General features: G+C 27.3%; 15 protein-coding genes. 13 read left to right on the top strand and 2 right to left on the bottom strand.

Going from position 1 to position 17,158, the window contains the following annotated elements; translation table 11 throughout:
• Nucleotides 1-15: 15 nt before the first annotated feature.
• From GXK56_RS16550 to GXK56_RS16515, 8 genes are all read left to right on the top strand, one after another.
• On the top strand, nucleotides 16-1,050 hold the full coding sequence (locus GXK56_RS16550) for a dipeptidyl-peptidase IV (RefSeq protein WP_160689389.1): 1,035 nt from the start codon (nucleotides 16-18) through the stop codon (nucleotides 1,048-1,050).
• A 66-nt stretch (nucleotides 1,051-1,116) separates the two neighbouring features.
• Nucleotides 1,117-2,391 carry a peptidase M56, BlaR1 gene (locus tag GXK56_RS16545; protein ID WP_243156153.1) on the top strand — a complete coding sequence of 425 codons (1,275 nt, stop codon included), beginning with the start codon at nucleotides 1,117-1,119 and terminating at the stop codon, nucleotides 2,389-2,391.
• Nucleotides 2,392-2,466: 75 nt separating this feature from the next.
• Nucleotides 2,467-3,711 carry a hypothetical protein gene (locus GXK56_RS16540; RefSeq protein ID WP_160689387.1) on the top strand — a complete coding sequence of 415 codons (1,245 nt, stop codon included), beginning with the start codon at nucleotides 2,467-2,469 and terminating at the stop codon, nucleotides 3,709-3,711.
• Nucleotides 3,712-3,787: 76 nt separating this feature from the next.
• On the top strand, nucleotides 3,788-4,201 hold the full coding sequence (locus tag GXK56_RS16535) for a hypothetical protein (RefSeq protein WP_160689381.1): 414 nt from the start codon (nucleotides 3,788-3,790) through the stop codon (nucleotides 4,199-4,201).
• A 187-nt stretch (nucleotides 4,202-4,388) separates the two neighbouring features.
• On the top strand, nucleotides 4,389-5,069 hold the full coding sequence (locus GXK56_RS16530; RefSeq protein ID WP_160689379.1) for a DUF4004 family protein: 681 nt from the start codon (nucleotides 4,389-4,391) through the stop codon (nucleotides 5,067-5,069).
• 15 nt (nucleotides 5,070-5,084) lie between these two features.
• The gene (locus GXK56_RS16525) at nucleotides 5,085-5,945 is read left to right on the top strand and encodes a hypothetical protein (RefSeq protein WP_160689377.1); all 861 of its coding nucleotides are present in this window, start codon (nucleotides 5,085-5,087) and stop codon (nucleotides 5,943-5,945) included.
• Nucleotides 5,946-5,970: 25 nt separating this feature from the next.
• Complete coding sequence (locus GXK56_RS16520) at nucleotides 5,971-7,143, top strand: hypothetical protein (protein ID WP_160689375.1); 1,173 nt, start codon at nucleotides 5,971-5,973, stop codon at nucleotides 7,141-7,143.
• Nucleotides 7,144-7,335: 192 nt separating this feature from the next.
• Nucleotides 7,336-8,592, top strand: coding sequence for an MFS transporter (locus GXK56_RS16515; RefSeq protein WP_160689373.1), 1,257 nt, complete (start codon nucleotides 7,336-7,338; stop codon nucleotides 8,590-8,592).
• Between the two features lie 184 nt (nucleotides 8,593-8,776).
• On the opposite strand, the gene GXK56_RS16510 is transcribed toward GXK56_RS16515, so the two are convergent.
• Nucleotides 8,777-10,105: a PLP-dependent aminotransferase family protein gene (locus GXK56_RS16510; protein WP_160689371.1), complete on the bottom strand. Its 1,329-nt coding sequence runs from the start codon at nucleotides 10,103-10,105 to the stop codon at nucleotides 8,777-8,779.
• Between the two features lie 120 nt (nucleotides 10,106-10,225).
• On the opposite strand from GXK56_RS16510, the gene GXK56_RS16505 reads away from it, so the two are divergent.
• The 5 genes from GXK56_RS16505 to GXK56_RS16485 all read left to right on the top strand — a co-directional run bounded on the left by GXK56_RS16505 (nucleotide 10,226) and on the right by GXK56_RS16485 (nucleotide 14,754).
• A complete protein-coding gene (locus GXK56_RS16505; protein ID WP_160689369.1) occupies nucleotides 10,226-10,513 on the top strand; it encodes a YciI family protein in 288 nt (95 codons plus the stop codon).
• A 13-nt stretch (nucleotides 10,514-10,526) separates the two neighbouring features.
• The gene (locus tag GXK56_RS16500) at nucleotides 10,527-10,991 is read left to right on the top strand and encodes a GNAT family N-acetyltransferase (protein ID WP_160689367.1); all 465 of its coding nucleotides are present in this window, start codon (nucleotides 10,527-10,529) and stop codon (nucleotides 10,989-10,991) included.
• 27 nt (nucleotides 10,992-11,018) lie between these two features.
• Nucleotides 11,019-11,957 (top strand): N-acetyltransferase, encoded by a 939-nt coding sequence (locus tag GXK56_RS16495; protein WP_160689365.1) that lies wholly within the window; start codon nucleotides 11,019-11,021, stop codon nucleotides 11,955-11,957.
• Between the two features lie 171 nt (nucleotides 11,958-12,128).
• Nucleotides 12,129-13,562, top strand: coding sequence for a cardiolipin synthase (gene cls, locus GXK56_RS16490; RefSeq protein WP_160689363.1), 1,434 nt, complete (start codon nucleotides 12,129-12,131; stop codon nucleotides 13,560-13,562).
• Nucleotides 13,563-13,590: 28 nt separating this feature from the next.
• Complete coding sequence (locus tag GXK56_RS16485) at nucleotides 13,591-14,754, top strand: MFS transporter (RefSeq protein WP_160689361.1); 1,164 nt, start codon at nucleotides 13,591-13,593, stop codon at nucleotides 14,752-14,754.
• A 131-nt stretch (nucleotides 14,755-14,885) separates the two neighbouring features.
• On the opposite strand, the gene GXK56_RS16480 is transcribed toward GXK56_RS16485, so the two are convergent.
• Nucleotides 14,886-16,232 carry a DUF2334 domain-containing protein gene (locus tag GXK56_RS16480; RefSeq protein ID WP_160689359.1) on the bottom strand — a complete coding sequence of 449 codons (1,347 nt, stop codon included), beginning with the start codon at nucleotides 16,230-16,232 and terminating at the stop codon, nucleotides 14,886-14,888.
• Between the last annotated feature and the right edge of the window lie 926 nt (nucleotides 16,233-17,158).

Genomic DNA, 17,158 nt, shown 5'->3' with positions numbered 1-17,158 from the left:
GAGAGTTATAACAATATGAAAAAATTAATTGTTTGTGTAGCATTATCATTATTATTACAGATAAGTGGTTTATATATATTAGATAATTTTGTTTTTGCTAATTCATCAAAATTTAAAAGTGAAAAATTAAAGATAGATCAAGATTTTACAAAAGATATTAAGGGTAGCGTTCCTAGTGAGGCTGATAAAATTGAGCTATCATATGAAGGAAAATATTTGACATATATTAAGGATAAAAATGTATATATTGAAAATATTAAAACAGGCAAGGTAAGTGAAATTGAAATGGAAGAAAATGAAGAGATTATGTGTTATAAATGGCTAGATAGAAGAGATATTCTTACAATAGTAGAAAAAGTGAGAAAAGATGGAGTAGAAAAAATTCAACTTATAACATGTAACGCAGCAAATACTTCTAAAACTTTTGTAAAAGAAATATGCAAGTATGAAAAAAACATGAAAGTGGAAAATATATCTACATCAGTTCTTACAAATGTATATTATATAGATATTAGTAAAGGTGGTTCAAGAAATATAGTTTATAGGGTAGATAGAAATGAAAAGTTAACGAAAGTTGATATTAATGCTAAAGTTTTAGGCAATATGCAAGTAATACCACATGAAGATAGACTAATTTATGAAGATAAGGCAACTAATAAATTTTTTATTACAAGTCCTAATAAGCAATTAACATTTAACACGAATAAGAAATTATCACTTCTGAGTATTGATAGGAATGATGTAATATATATGGGTGAACTTAATGGAGATAAAATATCAAGTATAGTTTATGGCAAGATTAGTGAAAATACATCTAGTTGGAAAAAGATGAATTTAGAATCAGAGATAGCTAGAAGTGATTTATATTTTAACAATGAAAGTAAAATATTAATTAATAAAAGTATTGAAGGAGTAGTTAAGAATTTAACTGATGGCGATGAAGTTAAATATGGTGGGAAACTTATTCAAATTAAAGATGGATTCATAGCAACTGTTGATAATGATGGAAAATTAAAATATGAGAATTATAAAAGCAAGGAAGTGATGTAACAGTGATTTGATGAAAACCATATTAAGGTTATTTCAAAATAAATATATATGTGAGGGGAAATTAAAATGATAAAAAAATTCAAACAAAATTCAAGTAAAATTTCTAAAAAAGCTATATTAAGCTGTATGGTAATTGCAGCTATAACAGCAGCAAATTGTTCTCTTGTAAAAGCAGCAGATACAAATAGTATTGCTTTAACAGCTGTCAGTAGCAGTTCAATTGTAAATGGAGAACATAAGTTTATTATTGAGGCACCTTTAAAAGCATATGATGATATAAATAAAGCTGAACAGGCAGCAGGTTTTAAATTCAAAGTACCAAATTTTCTTCCTGAAGGAAACAAATTAGGAGCAATTCAGGTTAGAAGAGTTGTGGACAAAGATAACATAGTACAAATATATTTTGAGGGGCAAAATCAATTGCCATTTGATATTACATTTCAAGTATCTAAAACAGAACATGTAGCAGCCTTAAAAAATATGGAAAGTGATAAAATGAAGTTTACTGAAAAGCCTAAAATAGAAGCTAAAGAAGAAGCTATGAAATTAGGAGAAATTAATGGAAAGAGCGTAACTTTATCAATTACAGCGCCATCTGAAAAACTTGAAAATGGTGTTACAACAGAGGGATATACGGAGACATATAAGTATTTTGTATGGGATAATGAAGGATTATCTTATAGTATAAAATATAATTCAATAATTAAGAAGGGAGATAAAACTAGCAAAAATAGTTTGAATCTTTCTGAAGATATTATAAAGAAAATAGCAGAATCTATAAAATATCCAGAAGAAGCTAAAAATGTTGATTATTCACCTATAAAGCGTGAAGTTTCAACAGAAATAGGTGTTATGGATATTTACGATAAAGAAGATTTAGAAAAGGCGAAAAATCTTCTTGGATTTAATCCAAAGCTTCCTTTAAAGATTAATGAAGATATAAGTATAAATGATTCAGGAGTTGGAATTTCTTATGATTCTGATATTAAAAATAATAAGATTAATTACGAGCTTAATAATTTTTATTCAAACAAAAATGGTTCAATAACTTTTTCAGAAGGAAAAAATGCTAAAGAATATAATGAAATAAAAACTAATGGATATAGAAGCATTAAAAACTGGAAAACTAATCAAATTATGCAACTTAAAGCTGATAAATTAAATATTAATAATAAAGAAGTTTTTAAATATGAAGTAAAACCAATAGAAGAAGGAGAAGGTTCGTCTATGCACTATATTTGGAATGAAGAAGATAGATATTATTCGGTTTCATTCTTTGGAAATACTCAAAATACTGATGAAATTGTTAAAGGATTTGTTAATTCTAATCCTATAGAATAATTAAGAAAGAATTAAATAAAATAACAGACTAAATAGTAATATATTTGCCTGTTATTTATATTTAGGGGAGGTATAGTGAGAAATATAGCTAAGACTAGTCTTTTATTTCTAGTATTTGCTTTGTCTGCATCTTTGGTTAGTGGATGTTCTAAAACTAATGAAATAAGGGTATCAGAAGATGTGAAAAAAGAGGTTTTGCTTAAGGTAGAAGATAATAAACCTAAAAATACACCTGTTTTAAAAAAGAAATTAAGTGGGCTTGAAAATAAAAGAGTATTATTTTGGATAGATGAGGAAAATATTTTAGTGATTGATAGAGAAGACTCAAAACTTCGTGGTGAAAATCTAATTTTATATAGTTACAATATAGAAAGTGATGAAAGTACTGAAATATTGAATGACAGCAATATAACAAGGTTATATGATTTCCCATATAATAGAACTGATGGATTAATACTAGTTGGGAATAAAAAGCAGGCATTTGTATTTGACTCTAAAGAAAGAAAGCTTGAAGAGGTTTTAGATCTTGATAAAGAATTTGTAAATGGACTTCCAGGAAGTAAAAAAGCAAAAGAGAAGCAGGATTTATGGGATTATAATGTTCAGTTGATTAAACAGGGCTATATTTCTTATGTGAGCAAATTAGAAAACTATAATAAGTATGGATTAGCGGATAAAGCTGAATATACAATATTAAATTATAATGACCATAAAAAATATACTTTAAATGAAAGTTATTCTAAGCGTGGAATTGATAGTAAGTTCGATTTAACAGGGAAAAATATTTATATAGGAGAATTTGCTAAACTAATAAAATTAAATTTAGAAACTGGAGAAAAAAGCTCCATGGATTTAAGTATGCCAAGAATTCAAAATGTGTTTGAAGATGGAACATTGTTTGTTTATTGCACAGAAGAAAATGGTACACGTCATGATAAATTTAGATTATATAAAGTGGATTTTGATAAGAAAGTAGTTTCCAGGTATGAAGAAAATTATGAAGGAAAAAATTTATCTATAAATTGGATTGATTTTAAAAATGAGTTTGTTTGTTATACTTATTTTGGAGACGGAGATGATAGAGGAAAAAACATAGCCATGTATGGTAAGATGCAGGGAAATAAATTTATTGTGACTGATAAATTATTTAAGAACAACGAGGAAGCAGCAGAGCGTAGACAGCCTAGAGAATATGTTTTCAGTCCTAATCATAATAAGTTTATTACATCAGTGGTTGATTGCAAAACCAATATTAAGAGTGATGAAGAAGTTGAAACCACTTACTTAACAGATGACAAATATCTTTTCCAATTAGAATAATAATTTAAATTTAGAAATTCTAAATTCAATTCCTATTACATATAAATAACTGATAAAAATATAGGAGTTTGATTTAATGAAGATAGTATTTGAAAAAATATTTAAGGATTTAAATAATACTTTTGAAAGTGGAAATTTAACCAATGAAAGTATAGTTGCTATGTCTTCAAATGGTAGAGATAATAAAAATTCATTTGTGTTTGATTTTATTTTTGATAATAATGGAGATTATAGTTTTACAGGAAGTAAACATGGTTTTGGAAAAATCGTAAATCTTTTTGGTAGAATTACAACTCCAGAGGATGGCAACTTTTGTGTTAAAATAGTTTCCTCTGATGGAGGCGGAGGTCAATGGGAAAATGTAAAAACAAACCAAGAGGTTTCATGTACTATTAACACAAGCTTTTGGCACGAAACTACAATCACAGTAAGTATACATTCCAATAAACCTAATAGTAGTGGTCATGCTGTGATAGAATATTTTATATAAAGATTATTAATATGTGATGAAGCATCATAAATTGAGTGGATTTTATTCAGTTTATTGATGCTTTTCTATTTATTTTAAAAGATTACAGGCAATAAAATATTTATTTACTCCAATAGAATAATTTGACAACGAAACAAAACATTGTTACACTGTATATAATAAAACAATGTTACACAGGAGGTAGATCATGCTAATATCTAAAAAGGATTTATTAAATGAAACTAAAATTTCTTATGGTCAGCTTTATAGATGGAAAAGAGAAGGATTAATTCCAGAAGAGTGGTTTATTAAACAACCATCTTTCACAGGGCAGGAAACCTTTTTTCCAAAGAATAAAATTTTAAATAGAATTAGAGCAATACAAGAACTTAAAGATAAATATTCTCTTGAAGAACTTGCTAAAATTCTTTCGCCAGAAGTTTCAGAAAGAAATTTTACTACAGATGACTTAAATATTATTGAAGAAATAAACAAGGGATTAATTCCAGCTTTTATTAAAGGATTTGAAAAAAATAATTTTTCTTACATTGAAGTACTTATAATGATTGCAATTTCTGAATTGAAAAAGGATAAGGATATATCAATAGGTGCAGTTATTGAATTGGTTTCAGGTATAAAGGGATATTGCTCAAATATAAAATCAACGGGATTTATATTTGTACTATTTGATAAAGCTGAAGATTATTATGCAACCATATATCAAGAAGAGAGTCAGGTATTTTTAGACAGTAGATTAAATATTATAAAGCAATTTAGGTTGGATGATATTAGTAGCAATATGAAATTGAAATATAGGAAGAGTTTTAATTTTAAATTTGATACTGATAGTGAAGAGGAAGAAGACGGAAATATGCAATTTTCTTATTAAGGGGCGAATTAATTTATGAAGAAAAATATATGGGCATTAGGAAATAGGACTATAAGTGGAGAAGTGGATAGAGTATATGCAGCAGGAAATTTAGATATAAATGAAGCTAATGTAAAAAAACTGAACTCAGCAGGTGAAGTTAATCTTAAGGAATCTTATGTTGGGAAGCTTAATGTAGCTGGAAATGTAGAAGTTATTAATAGTGATTTTGGAGATGTACGAATTTTGGGAAATGTCCAAATAAAAGGGCATAGCAAGGCGTTAACAGTTGCAGTTACTGGAATATTAAATGCAGAGTTTTTAGAATGTGATGTTCTTAGAAATTCAATAAAAGGACCTGTGACAATAAGCAATAATATCGTAGCTTACAAAGGCTATTTCAAAGCTAAAACCTATGAAAATTTATATCCATTTAATATGAATTGTGAATTTGAATTTAAAAATATTATTTCGGCTACATTACTACAATATGCTGGGATATTAGAATGTGAAAGATTTTATAGTTTTAATGAAATACAATTAGAAGGTGTAAATGCTGAATTTATCTATATAAAACCTAGCAAAAAGATAAATATAGAAAGTTTATTTGGAAGTGAAATTATCATAAATAATAATTTTAAAAGTGATAAGGAATTTGAAAGTATACCTAAAACAATGCCTCTTAAAACTTATAAGAATGGAAATAAAAACAATAATTCTATTATGACCGTTACAGAAATTGAAGGCGATAAGATTCTGATTGAATATGTTAAAGCTGATTATATAAGCGGTATAGACGTGGAGATTGGAGATTTGTGTATTATTGATAAAGTTGAATATAAAAACAGCATAAAAATATCTGAAAAAGCTGTAGTAAATGAAATTATTAAATTATAAATTTATGTTTTAGGGAGTGAGATAATTGCAGGATGCAAAAGTTAGTGGAATGGGAAGTATACATGGTGGAGAGTATAAAGAAGTTTCTATTGAAGGCATGGGAAAATTAAAGGGAAGCATAATAGCAGAAAAAGTTACAGTTGGAGGAATGTTTAAAAGTAATGGAGAAATTGATGCAAATGAATTTGTGTGTGATGGGCTAGGAAGGGTTTTTAAAAATATTAAAGCAAAAAAGGCGAGAGTAAGCGGTGTCTTAAAGATAAGAAGAGCTAAATTGGAAGCAGATAATATAACTTGTGATGGAGTTATTACCTGTAATAGAGAAGTATCCGCTGATGAAATATATATAGATGGAGTTTGTTCAATTTCAAGGATGTATGGGGATAAAATAACTATAATAAATAAAAATGGCGGGCTAGAAAATTCAAAAATTCCAACAAAATTTTTAATGCTTACAAATATGTACTTGGGACGTAGAGTATCTTTAAGTCACTCCTTAGTTGATGTGATTGAATGTACTGATTTAGAAGCAAGTGGGCTAAAAGCAAAAGTAGTTAAGGCACAAAATGTGACATTATCTAATGATTGTATTATTGAAAATTTAGAATGTTCGGGAAAAGTTATTATTGATGATACTTGTAAAATAGTAAATATGCCTAATAATCTAATTGAAGGAGCTGATAGTATGGCAAATGCTAGTATAATAAAAATACTTGAATTATATAAGAGTGGAAAAATAAATGTTGAGGAAGCAGAAGAAATGATCTCAAGTTCTTCAAATGGAGGAAAAAAATATGAAAATGAAGCTGATGTTCCAAGCATTGGATGGGCAGATGATGGAAAGTTAAGAATTGTAGCATTTATAGGAAGAAAGCTACTTAAAAAAGGTGAAGCTGGTAGATACAATTTAAATGTTGAATATGATGGAGAGGCTGTTGATGTTGAATGTTATGGGAATTTGAAATGTGGAAATGTTTCAAATGATGCCGCTGCAGGTGGCTCAATTGAATGTTATGATGTGAGTGGAAATGTAGGTGCAGGACATTCTGTTCATTGTAAAGATATTAGTGGAAATGTTGATGCAGGGAATTCTGTTACTTGTGGAAATATAGATGGTTATGTGAAATGTGGAAATAGTGTAAATTGCAAAAGTGTAAGTGGAGATATTGATGCGGGTGGTAAAGTAAATATAAATTAATTATATAAATGCTTAATAAATATACCAAAGATTAATTGTGATGTAGTGAATTTTGTTACTATTTATATGTAAAATAAAACAAATAGTGTTTAAATGTAGTAGTTGGATTGAAAGTTAATAACTTTTAATAACTCCAATTTAATCAAAAGATAAATAAAGAAATAAGATTAATTTGGGAGGAGTAAATTTTAAATGGATAGAAATAATAGAAATTTTTTAATGTTTATAGGAGGTAGGTTTGTATCTTTAATTGGGAGTGGAATTCAAGCTATAGCACTTCCGTTATATATATTGGATGTTACAGGGTCTGGGACTTTGATGGGACTTTTTTCAATATTAACTCTTGCTCCTGCACTTTTAACAGCTCCTTTTTCAGGAATTCTAGGGGATAGAAAAAACAGAAAGAGCATAATGATAACTACAGATATTGGAAGAGGCGTATTGCTTTCTCTTTTAGGAATACTTGCAATGATAGGAAATTTCAATATTTACTATTTATTTATAGTTCAAGTATTTATATCTATAATGGATAGTTTGTTTAATGCATCTTCAAGTGCATTGATGCCAGAACTTATAACTAAGGATAAACTTATAGAAGCAAATTCTACTAAAGGAGCATTAGATGCAGCTTCTGCAATTTTAGGACCAGCACTAGGAGGAATAATCTATGGAGTGTTTGGAATCAAAACTGTATTTTTTATAAATGGTTTTTCTTTTATAATATCAGCTGTATTTTCAATGTTTATTATTTATAATAAGAAAATAGAAACTGATAAGCAAATAGATATGAAGGTTATATTTAGTGAAAACTTTGAAACTTTAAAGTATATAAAAAGTAAAAGAGGATTAATGCAATTATTTACTTTTTCTATGGTTTTGAATTTTTTATTAGTGCCTATGCTAGATATATTAATCCCATATGCATTAAGAAAAGAATTAGGTTTTAGTTCAGATAAATATGGGTATCTAATAGGATTTTTTACAATAGGAATATTGTTTGGTAATATTGGTATTTCTGCATATTTAAAAAAATTAGGCTTAAAGAAACTTATGAAGACTGGTCTTATTGTTGAAACTATTATATTAGTTGTGTTTTCAGCTTTGTTTTTCCCTCAAATAGTAAAAATTTTTGGCGGGGCTACGGCAATTTTATTTATATCAATGCTTATGTGTTGTCTTGTAATGGGATTTTCAAATGCATTTGTAAATACTCCAATTGCAACCAATCTTCAAAATTTGGTTCCAGATCAAATGAGGTCTAGATTTTTCTCAATACTTGGAATGTTTTCTCAAGGGGCCGTACCTATAGGTTCATTGATATATGGAATATTAATAGATTTAATTAAATATTATGATCTTCTTACTTTTGTAAATATTGCTTCAATATTAGTTACGGGCATATTTTTGTTAAAAGCATGCGAGGAAGCTTATGAAACTAAAACTGAATAATTTTTAGTAAGGTTTTAAGGTGGTAAAATAGTTAGTTTGAAATATATTTTTGCATAAAAAAGAATGGAGTACTGTATAGAATCCATTCTCTTTTTATTTTAATTATTATTTTAGGGGAAATAATAATGCGTTAACTTATACTATTAATATATATTTTTATTGTGGCAGTAGTGTGACAAAAATATTAATTTTTAATAATTTTTATAAAATCTCGTATACCTTTTTCTATATCATTTACTCCAACGCTTCCAACACTAATTTTTAATCTATTCGTATTTAAAAAATCACTTAAGTAAGATTCGTTCATATTTGTGAATAGAATATTTTTCTCCTTACATTTTTTTGTCAGCCAATTTATATTAATCTTATCTGTAAATTCGAGGCAACTGTAGAATCCAGTGTAGGGAATATGCCATTTCATATTAGAGGTTTTAGTTTCTCTTGAAACTTTTTTTAGGATGTTCATTCTATCTTTGTAGATTTTTTGAATTTTAGTTCTATTAGAATTTATCATTCTGCTTTTTATATAAATTTCTAAAGCTCCTTGAGAAATAACAGAAGTATTTAAATCCATCCATCTTTTATATTCGTAAAATGTACTTCTTAGTGATTTGGGTAAAACAACGGCTGCAACTCTTAGGCCTGGAAGTAAAGTTTTCGAGAAACTTTTTAGATATATAATTCTTTCAGAAATATCATAATAGTACATAGGAAATGTATTTGCTTTAGTTTCTAACTCACCTAAATAATCATCTTCAATTAAGTACACATCATATTTTTCAGCCAATTTAATAATTTGCATTTTTTCATTATTAGAATAACTTATGCCAAGAGGATTGCTGAAACGGGGGATTGTATAAAAGCATTTTATATTACCCATGGCAAATTTCTTTTCAAGTTCATTAAGGTCAATACCATTAAAATTTCTCTCAATACCAACTACAGGAGTATTAGTAGTTTCGATAGCCTTTAGTGTGCCATGATAAGTTGGCTGTTCTACTAGTACATTAGTTTTGCCATTTGGAAATGGCATACTGCAAAGTATGTTTATTGCCTGTTGGGAGCCAGAAGTTATAAAGATATTATCTAAATCACAAAATATCTGATAAGTTTCAAAATATTTTTTCAATACATTTATTAAACTAGAAAGTCCTTCTGGTGGCGAATAATTAAAAAGTGAGCCTTTATATATTTCTATAGCTTGATTTAAGCAATGTTGAAATTCTTCATAAGGAAATATGCTTTCATCTGGAGAACCAGAAGAAAAATCTATTATTTTATTTGATTTTTGATTATAAATTTCTTTCTTATCCACTAAATAGTATCCACTTTGTGGAATTGAATAAACAATGTGATCAAATTGAAGTTTTTCATAGGCATGTACAACAGTTTGCTTACTGCATTTAAATTTATCTGATAAATCTCTTATAGTAGGCATTTTTTGTCCATGGACTATAGAACCCATTTCTATTTCATGGTTAATAAAATTTATTATATCTTCATATTTACGCATACTATCTCCTTTTGTACTAGGACAATCTTGAATTTCTTTTATTGAATAGGGAAATTTGGTCATTTACACTGTAATTGTAACATAAATTATTTACAATCAGAATTAAGGGGGAAAATTATTATGTTTATAATAATTTTAAAATATGAAAAATCAATTGAAACTGTCATGAAATATTTAGGGGAACATAATGCTTTTTTAAACAAATATTATATTGCTAATAAATTTATATGCTCAGGAAGACAGGATCCTAGAATTGGGGGAATAATATTATGTAATGCAAAGGATAAGAAAGAAGTGAATTCAATAATCAAAGAAGATCCATTTTATATAAATGAAATTGCAAAATATGAAATAATTGAATTTATACCAACAAAATATGTTGATGGTTTTAAAGAATTTATGGTTTAAAGGAGAATGACTAATGGTTATTAGAAAAGCTGGAATAAATGATATATACGAGTTAATAAAAATAAGAATTTCTTATTTAAAAGAGGACTATGGAAATATATCATCTGAGCAGATAGATCAACTAAAAAAACAGCTTAAGGAATATTACATTAATCATATTGATAAAGATATGATTGCTTATATTGCAGAAGAAAATAATGAAATTATTTCAAGTGTATTTTTAGTAGTTATTGATAAACCAGCAAATCCAACTTTTATATCAGGTAAGATAGGAAATATCTTAAATGTTTATACTAAAACTGAGTATAGGAAGAATGGTATAGCAGGCAAACTTCTAAAGTTAGCTGTTAATGAAGCAAGAGAAATGAAATTATCATATTTAGAACTAAAGTCTACAGAAGCAGGATTTAATCTTTATAAGGAATTAGGATTTGAAGAAGAGCTTTCAGATTATGTTCAAATGAAGTTTAAACTATAAATATATTATGAAGGTGGGGGTTATTAGATGATAAGAAAGATAAAATTTGAGGATATTGAAGCAATAAAAGAAATAGACAAAAAGTGTTTTAAAATAAATGATGCAAGAACAACTGAAGGGATAAAGGGATATATAGAAAAAAGTGACTTTTCAAGTATAGTATATGAAATAGATAATGAAGTAGTAGGATATAATTTTATTCATGTATGGGGAGCTTTTGCATGGTTTGGACCTTTAGGAGTAAATCATGAATATCAAAGCCAAGGGATTGGAAAAAAATTAATAGAACATACTATAAAAATTCTAAAAGAAGAATATAAAGTTTCAACAATTGGATTAAATACCATGCCTGAATCATCATATAATGTTGGATTTTATATGAACCTTGGATTTACACCACTAAAACTTTCATTAAATTTAAAGAAGGAGATTCATGATATAGAGTTAAAGAAATTGAAATGGTGTTCAAAATATATAGTAAAACAAATTGATATTCATGATGAAGTGAATTTTTTAAATGTAAAGGAAAATTTAAATATGCTAACTAATAAAATTTTTTATAACTTTAACTTATCATCCGAATTAAAAATGATAAAAAATGAAGATTTTGGGACTGTTTTTGCCTTGGAATATAATGACAAAATTCAAGGTATTTTAATTTGCTATACTAAATCAATAAGAGAAAGTTCAGAAAAGAATTTACAAATAAAATTGGCTGTAATAGACAGAAATTTAGATTATAAAGAAGCTATTGATGCTATTATGAAAGCTTGTACCCAATATGCTAAAAATATTAATTATGAAAGCATATCAATAGATTGTAATACATATGATACGGAAATATGTAACTATTTAATTTCAAATCATGAGTTTAAAATAGAAAGAAATCAAATTATGATGCTTATGGGAAAAGATAATCCATTTAAGAGTAACATGGAAATTCTCTTAACAAGATTTGCAGGATAGAAATTTATTTTGGGAATTTATATTTAAAAATAAATATTCACTAAAAAATAATTAATATAACTTGTGTAATCATGATACAATAATATAGATGCTGTTTATAGATTTTTTATTATTATATAAACAGCCTTACTGATCACCAATTGTTTCGCATAATAAAGGAAGTGAGGTAACATGAATATACTGTTAGTTTTAATTGTTGTGACTTTATTTTTAAATATACTTTTTTCTTTATCATTAATATTTATAGAGAGAAAAGATCCAACTACAACTTGGGCATGGCTTTTAATATTACTGGTTTTACCAGGCATTGGATTTATAATATATATTATACTAGGGCAAAATTTAAGCAGACAAAAGATATTTAAAGAAAAAATACGTGTTGATGAATATAAAAGAAAGAATACAAATGAAAACTATGATTCTGATGCCCCAATTCACGATGGTGGGGAGAGGTTTGTAGATTTAAGAAATATGAACTTTAACCATTCAGGAGCTAAATATACTACTAATAATAATATTAAGGTATATATAAATGGAGAAGATAAGTTTAAGCAACTAATAGATGATATAAAAAATGCTAAGAGATATATACATATAGAATATTATATTTTTAAAAATGATATGCTTGGAAAAGAAATAATAAAAGAACTTACTAAAAAAGCTGAAGAGGGTTTAGAAGTTAGAATGTTAGTAGATAGTATGGGATCTAGAAAGCTAACTAAAAAAGCAATTGAAAAGTATCTTGAAGCAGGCGGAAAGTTTTCATTATTTTTCCCAGGAATTGTGCCACATATAAATACTCGTATAAACTACCGAAATCATAGAAAAATAGTTGTAATTGATGGAGAGTATGGTTATCTTGGAGGCTTTAATGTTGGAGCTGAATACATAAGTCAAGATCCAGAAGTAGGTTTTTGGAGAGATACTCATGTAAGGATTGAAGGGGAAGCAGTAGATGATTTAAATGAAAGATTTCTCCTTGACTGGTGTCATGCTGCAGATGAAGAAATTGAAGATTACAGTAAGTATTCCTCAAATACCAATAAGAATGTGGGGGATGTTGGCATACAAATTGTAACTAGTGGTCCTGACCATAAGGAGCAATATATTAGAAATGCTTATATTAAGCTTATAAATAATGCTAAAGAAAATGTATATCTTGAAACACCATACTTGGTGCCAGATTCACCCATATTGGAATCTTTAAAAATATCAGCATTATCTGGTGTTGATGTCAGAATAATAATACCAGGGAAACCTGACCACTTTTTTATGCAATGGGCAGCAAGTTCTTACATAGGAGAATTGTTGGAGGCAGGAATAAAGATATATAATTACCAAAATGGATTTATTCATGCAAAGACAATAGTGGCAGATAGTAAGGTTATGAGTATAGGAACAGCTAATATGGATATTAGAAGTTTTAAATTGAATTTTGAAGTTAATGCTTTTATTTTTGATGATAGAATTGCACAAGAGGGTGAAGCTCAATTTATTAGAGATATGAATAATTCTAAAGAAATGACAAAAGAAATTTATAAAAATAGAAGTATCACTATTAGAATAAAGGAATCAATAATTAGATTGTTATCACCTATATTATAATAATGCACTAAAAAGCAGGGAGTATCATATGAAGAATAACATTAAATTTTATTATTCATTATCTACATTTATACACTATGGAGTAACTAGCATAGTTACAACTTTTTATGTTCCATATTTAAATCAATTTGTTGGACTAAGTTTAAGCGAAGTATCTAAAGTAGTATCTATAGGAGCTTTATTTGCAATTTTAGCACAACAATTTTTAGTGGGAAGATTTTCTTTGAGTTCAAGTAAAAAGAAATTTATGATAACGCACTTATGCGGGCTAATTTCCATGATAATACTTTTAATGTTTGTTAGCAGGAATATGATATATTTTTATGCAATTTTATACGGGTTAATTATACAAACAGTTGGAACAATTTATGATGTTTATATTGAAGGGTTATGTGTTAAGCAGAAAATGGAGTATTCACAAATAAGAAAATGGGGTTCTATAGGCTTTGGTGTAATAGTGCTTTTTAGTGGGACTATAATTTCAGAGTATGGATTTAGAACTATGCACATATTAGGAATTATAATGGCATGTATAGTTGTGTTTATAATTATATTGAAGTTTAGAAATATTGAATCAAAAGAACAAAAGAAAACAGTAAAATTTAGCTACATATTAAAAAATAAAAATTCAATAATTCTAGGATTTACGAGTATTTTAATCATTGGAGTTTATAATGCAATTGAATTTGCATATTCAACATACTTGATTGAAATAACAGGTAATACAGCCTTGGCTAATAGCATATATAGTAAATCCATATTTTTTAGAGTATTTATTGAATTTATAGCATTTATGCTTGTTGGAAGATTTTTTAGAGGCCAGAATCCTAAAAAATATTTGATTGTAGCCTTTTTAATATCAGCTATAAGGATATTCCTATTTTCAACAGGGTATGTACCATTAATAGTTTTAGGAGACCAAATGCATGGATTAATGTATGCGTGTTACTTAACTTTTTTATTTAAATATATAAGAGAAGTTGTTAAGGACGAATTAGTTGCAGGAACTTATGCGTTTGTAACTGTATTAGGTTCAGCAGGTGCAAATTTTGCTTATCCTCAAATATTTAGTATGATTCAAGGAAAATTTGGATATACAATAATGTATATAACAGGGTTTTCTATTATACTGATTAGTACGTTAATTGCTGCTAAAATTCTGCCTGATAGTAAGCAGAAAAGAGCAATATAAAGTGTTTAAGTATAAATTTAAATGAATAATATTTGGAAAGAGATTCTGATTAAGAAATAAAACTATAGTATGTTATCTTAAAAATAATAAAGTTAAGACACCATAATATAGTTTTATTTTATGAAATTTTCTTAAATATCTGTAATTTTAATCATCTTAAATCCTTTTTCCTCTAGTATGTTTATTAGCTTTTTTAAAGTTGAATTATCCTTATATATGAAAGCAGGAATACCATTAGTATCTTCAGTTAATGAAATATAGCTATCTTCCAAATATGGATGATAAAATACACTGCCCATATTATTAATATTAGCCTTTTTTAGTTTTGCGAGGGAAATATCTTCTTTTCCGCCGGGAATATAGTTAAGAGGCGTTGAAATATAATATGAAGAATGATTATATGGACTAAGCTGTGGTTTTGTCAAATCAGCCTTATTAAGTCCAAAATCATTAAAAGGATAATATAATATCTTAAAGTATTCTTCAGCTATTTTATTTTGTTTGGAGGTTATTTCATAATGTGGAACTTCAAAGAAATTAATTGGTACATCTAAAAAATCGGCTGTTTCAATGGCTTTTACTATTTTTTCTCTGAAAATAGTTGTAGAGGGTTCATATCTCCCAAATTCAAAGCCTAAACCAGATTCGCTATTTCCTAATTGATGAGTATAACCATGTAGTCCAATTACACCACCATTTATAGAAAAGAAATCTAGGCTGTATACCATTTCTGCAATTTGAAAATTATTTTTAACTAAAGGATCATTATCCATTTTTAAGTTTGGAATAATATATCTAGGAATCCATGCTATATGATATGGTATTTTCCGTTTACTTAAATAGTCAGATATTATACGGAGTTTTTCAAAATAGTTATTACAATATGGCTCAGAGTTCAGACCTACATCTTCTAAACGTAAAAGTCCTATTTGACTTATCTTTGATTTATATGGATTTACATCTAAATTATTAAATCCATTTGTGCTACAATGAATTATTTTATTAGACTTATCCCATCTGGTGTAGAGATTAAGCATATTAGACAGGTCTGAAAATCCTATATAATATATGTTACCCTCATTAAGTAATGTTTTTTTTAGATAAAAACTCTTTGTGGGGCAATTAATCATATTACTGGATAAGTCAATTGAATAATCTTTGTTTTTAATTTTCAATTTTAGTAAATCATCGGATTTTTTGATAGTACCATTAAGTTTATCAGACAATTCGTTTAAACAAATATAATATCTGTTTTTATTTAAATATATTGGCAATTTTAATTCTAAGGATTTACCATCAATTTTAAGCTTTATTTTATCTTCAATCATATTTAATCCATTAAAATTATTATAGTTTACTTGTAATATATTAGCACTTTCTTTTTGCTCAAGATTATTCTTCACATTAACTTTTTTAGAAGTACATCCTATAAAAATAAATATAAAAAGCATTAAATAAATAAATTTTCTGTTTATCATTAGTAGTTTCACCCTATTTCTTTATTAGCTTATTTTATTATTTGCATTTGCTTAATTTTTATTATGGATTGTTAAAGACAATATTTATTGATAAATGGAAATAATTAAAATAATATATGTGGGAAATATAAGAATAAGATGTAATTGAGGTAAAGCAAACAATAATAATTTGAATTTATATATGATTTTTAATTTTGAAATTATTTGAATAAATTTTTAGGATTGTGATAATAATATAATAGTGTATTAACAAATAGTTATTAAATTAAAACAAAACGTGAAAAATTGTCAATAATTATTGACAATTTTTCGCGTTTTGTTATAATGGTAAAAAGATAAATTTTAAATATAGATATTACGCAAATGTTCGTATGATTATAATTATTTATTTTAGAATGGAGAAAATCATGGAAAAGGATAATAAAAAATCAGTTATGCAAAAATTTTATAGCTTTTTTTATTTTATGTTCTGGGGCTTTTATTATGGCGCTGGCTATTTATTTTGCAGAAAACTGAATAATACCTTTTTAATGAGTATTTAATATTTGTATATTTTTTTAGGAATTAGTGAATAATATTGATATTTTATGGAACTCATTATATATGGGTTCCATTTTTTGGTGTGCCCAGCATGGGCACGTGCTAATCGGTGAAAGTCCGTAATGGGGGCTGATAGTGCCAACCATCAGCTTAAGACAAGGGTGTCCATCGTGAGGTGGAATCTGAAGGAAGTCGGCGGCAAAGCCTTGGTCTGAGGTACACGAATCACATGTGAGGCTCAATTCTGTGGGTAAACTTGCCAAACAAAGTAAAGCCCAATAACTATCCGAAACAGAAAGAGTAAATGTGGCAGATGGATGAGGTGAAAGTACGTGCTCTTACCTGGGGAGATCTGATAAATAAGTACTAAACGAATTAATTTTCTA

It is taken from the genome of Clostridium sp. C2-6-12 (assembly GCF_009928485.1).
Classification (GTDB): Bacteria; Bacillota; Clostridia; order Clostridiales; family Clostridiaceae; genus Clostridium.
Note: the sequence above shows the minus strand (reverse complement) of the source record. Positions and strands in the feature narration are given on the sequence as shown.

Bases quoted from the DNA above. Each gene is read 5' to 3' on its own strand.
- GXK56_RS16485 (WP_160689361.1), top strand. From the start codon at position 13,591: ATGAAGAATAACATTAAATTTTATTATTCATTATCTACATTTATACAC.
- cls (WP_160689363.1), top strand. From the start codon at position 12,129: ATGAATATACTGTTAGTTTTAATTGTTGTGACTTTATTTTTAAATATA.
- GXK56_RS16525 (WP_160689377.1), top strand. From the start codon at position 5,085: ATGAAGAAAAATATATGGGCATTAGGAAATAGGACTATAAGTGGAGAA.
- GXK56_RS16535 (WP_160689381.1), top strand. From the start codon at position 3,788: ATGAAGATAGTATTTGAAAAAATATTTAAGGATTTAAATAATACTTTT.
- GXK56_RS16545 (WP_243156153.1), top strand. From the start codon at position 1,117: ATGATAAAAAAATTCAAACAAAATTCAAGTAAAATTTCTAAAAAAGCT.
- GXK56_RS16530 (WP_160689379.1), top strand. From the start codon at position 4,389: ATGCTAATATCTAAAAAGGATTTATTAAATGAAACTAAAATTTCTTAT.
- GXK56_RS16515 (WP_160689373.1), top strand. From the start codon at position 7,336: ATGGATAGAAATAATAGAAATTTTTTAATGTTTATAGGAGGTAGGTTT.
- GXK56_RS16550 (WP_160689389.1), top strand. From the start codon at position 16: ATGAAAAAATTAATTGTTTGTGTAGCATTATCATTATTATTACAGATA.
- GXK56_RS16495 (WP_160689365.1), top strand. From the start codon at position 11,019: ATGATAAGAAAGATAAAATTTGAGGATATTGAAGCAATAAAAGAAATA.
- GXK56_RS16480 (WP_160689359.1), bottom strand. From the start codon at position 16,232: ATGATAAACAGAAAATTTATTTATTTAATGCTTTTTATATTTATTTTT.
- GXK56_RS16510 (WP_160689371.1), bottom strand. From the start codon at position 10,105: ATGCGTAAATATGAAGATATAATAAATTTTATTAACCATGAAATAGAA.
- GXK56_RS16505 (WP_160689369.1), top strand. From the start codon at position 10,226: ATGTTTATAATAATTTTAAAATATGAAAAATCAATTGAAACTGTCATG.
- GXK56_RS16500 (WP_160689367.1), top strand. From the start codon at position 10,527: ATGGTTATTAGAAAAGCTGGAATAAATGATATATACGAGTTAATAAAA.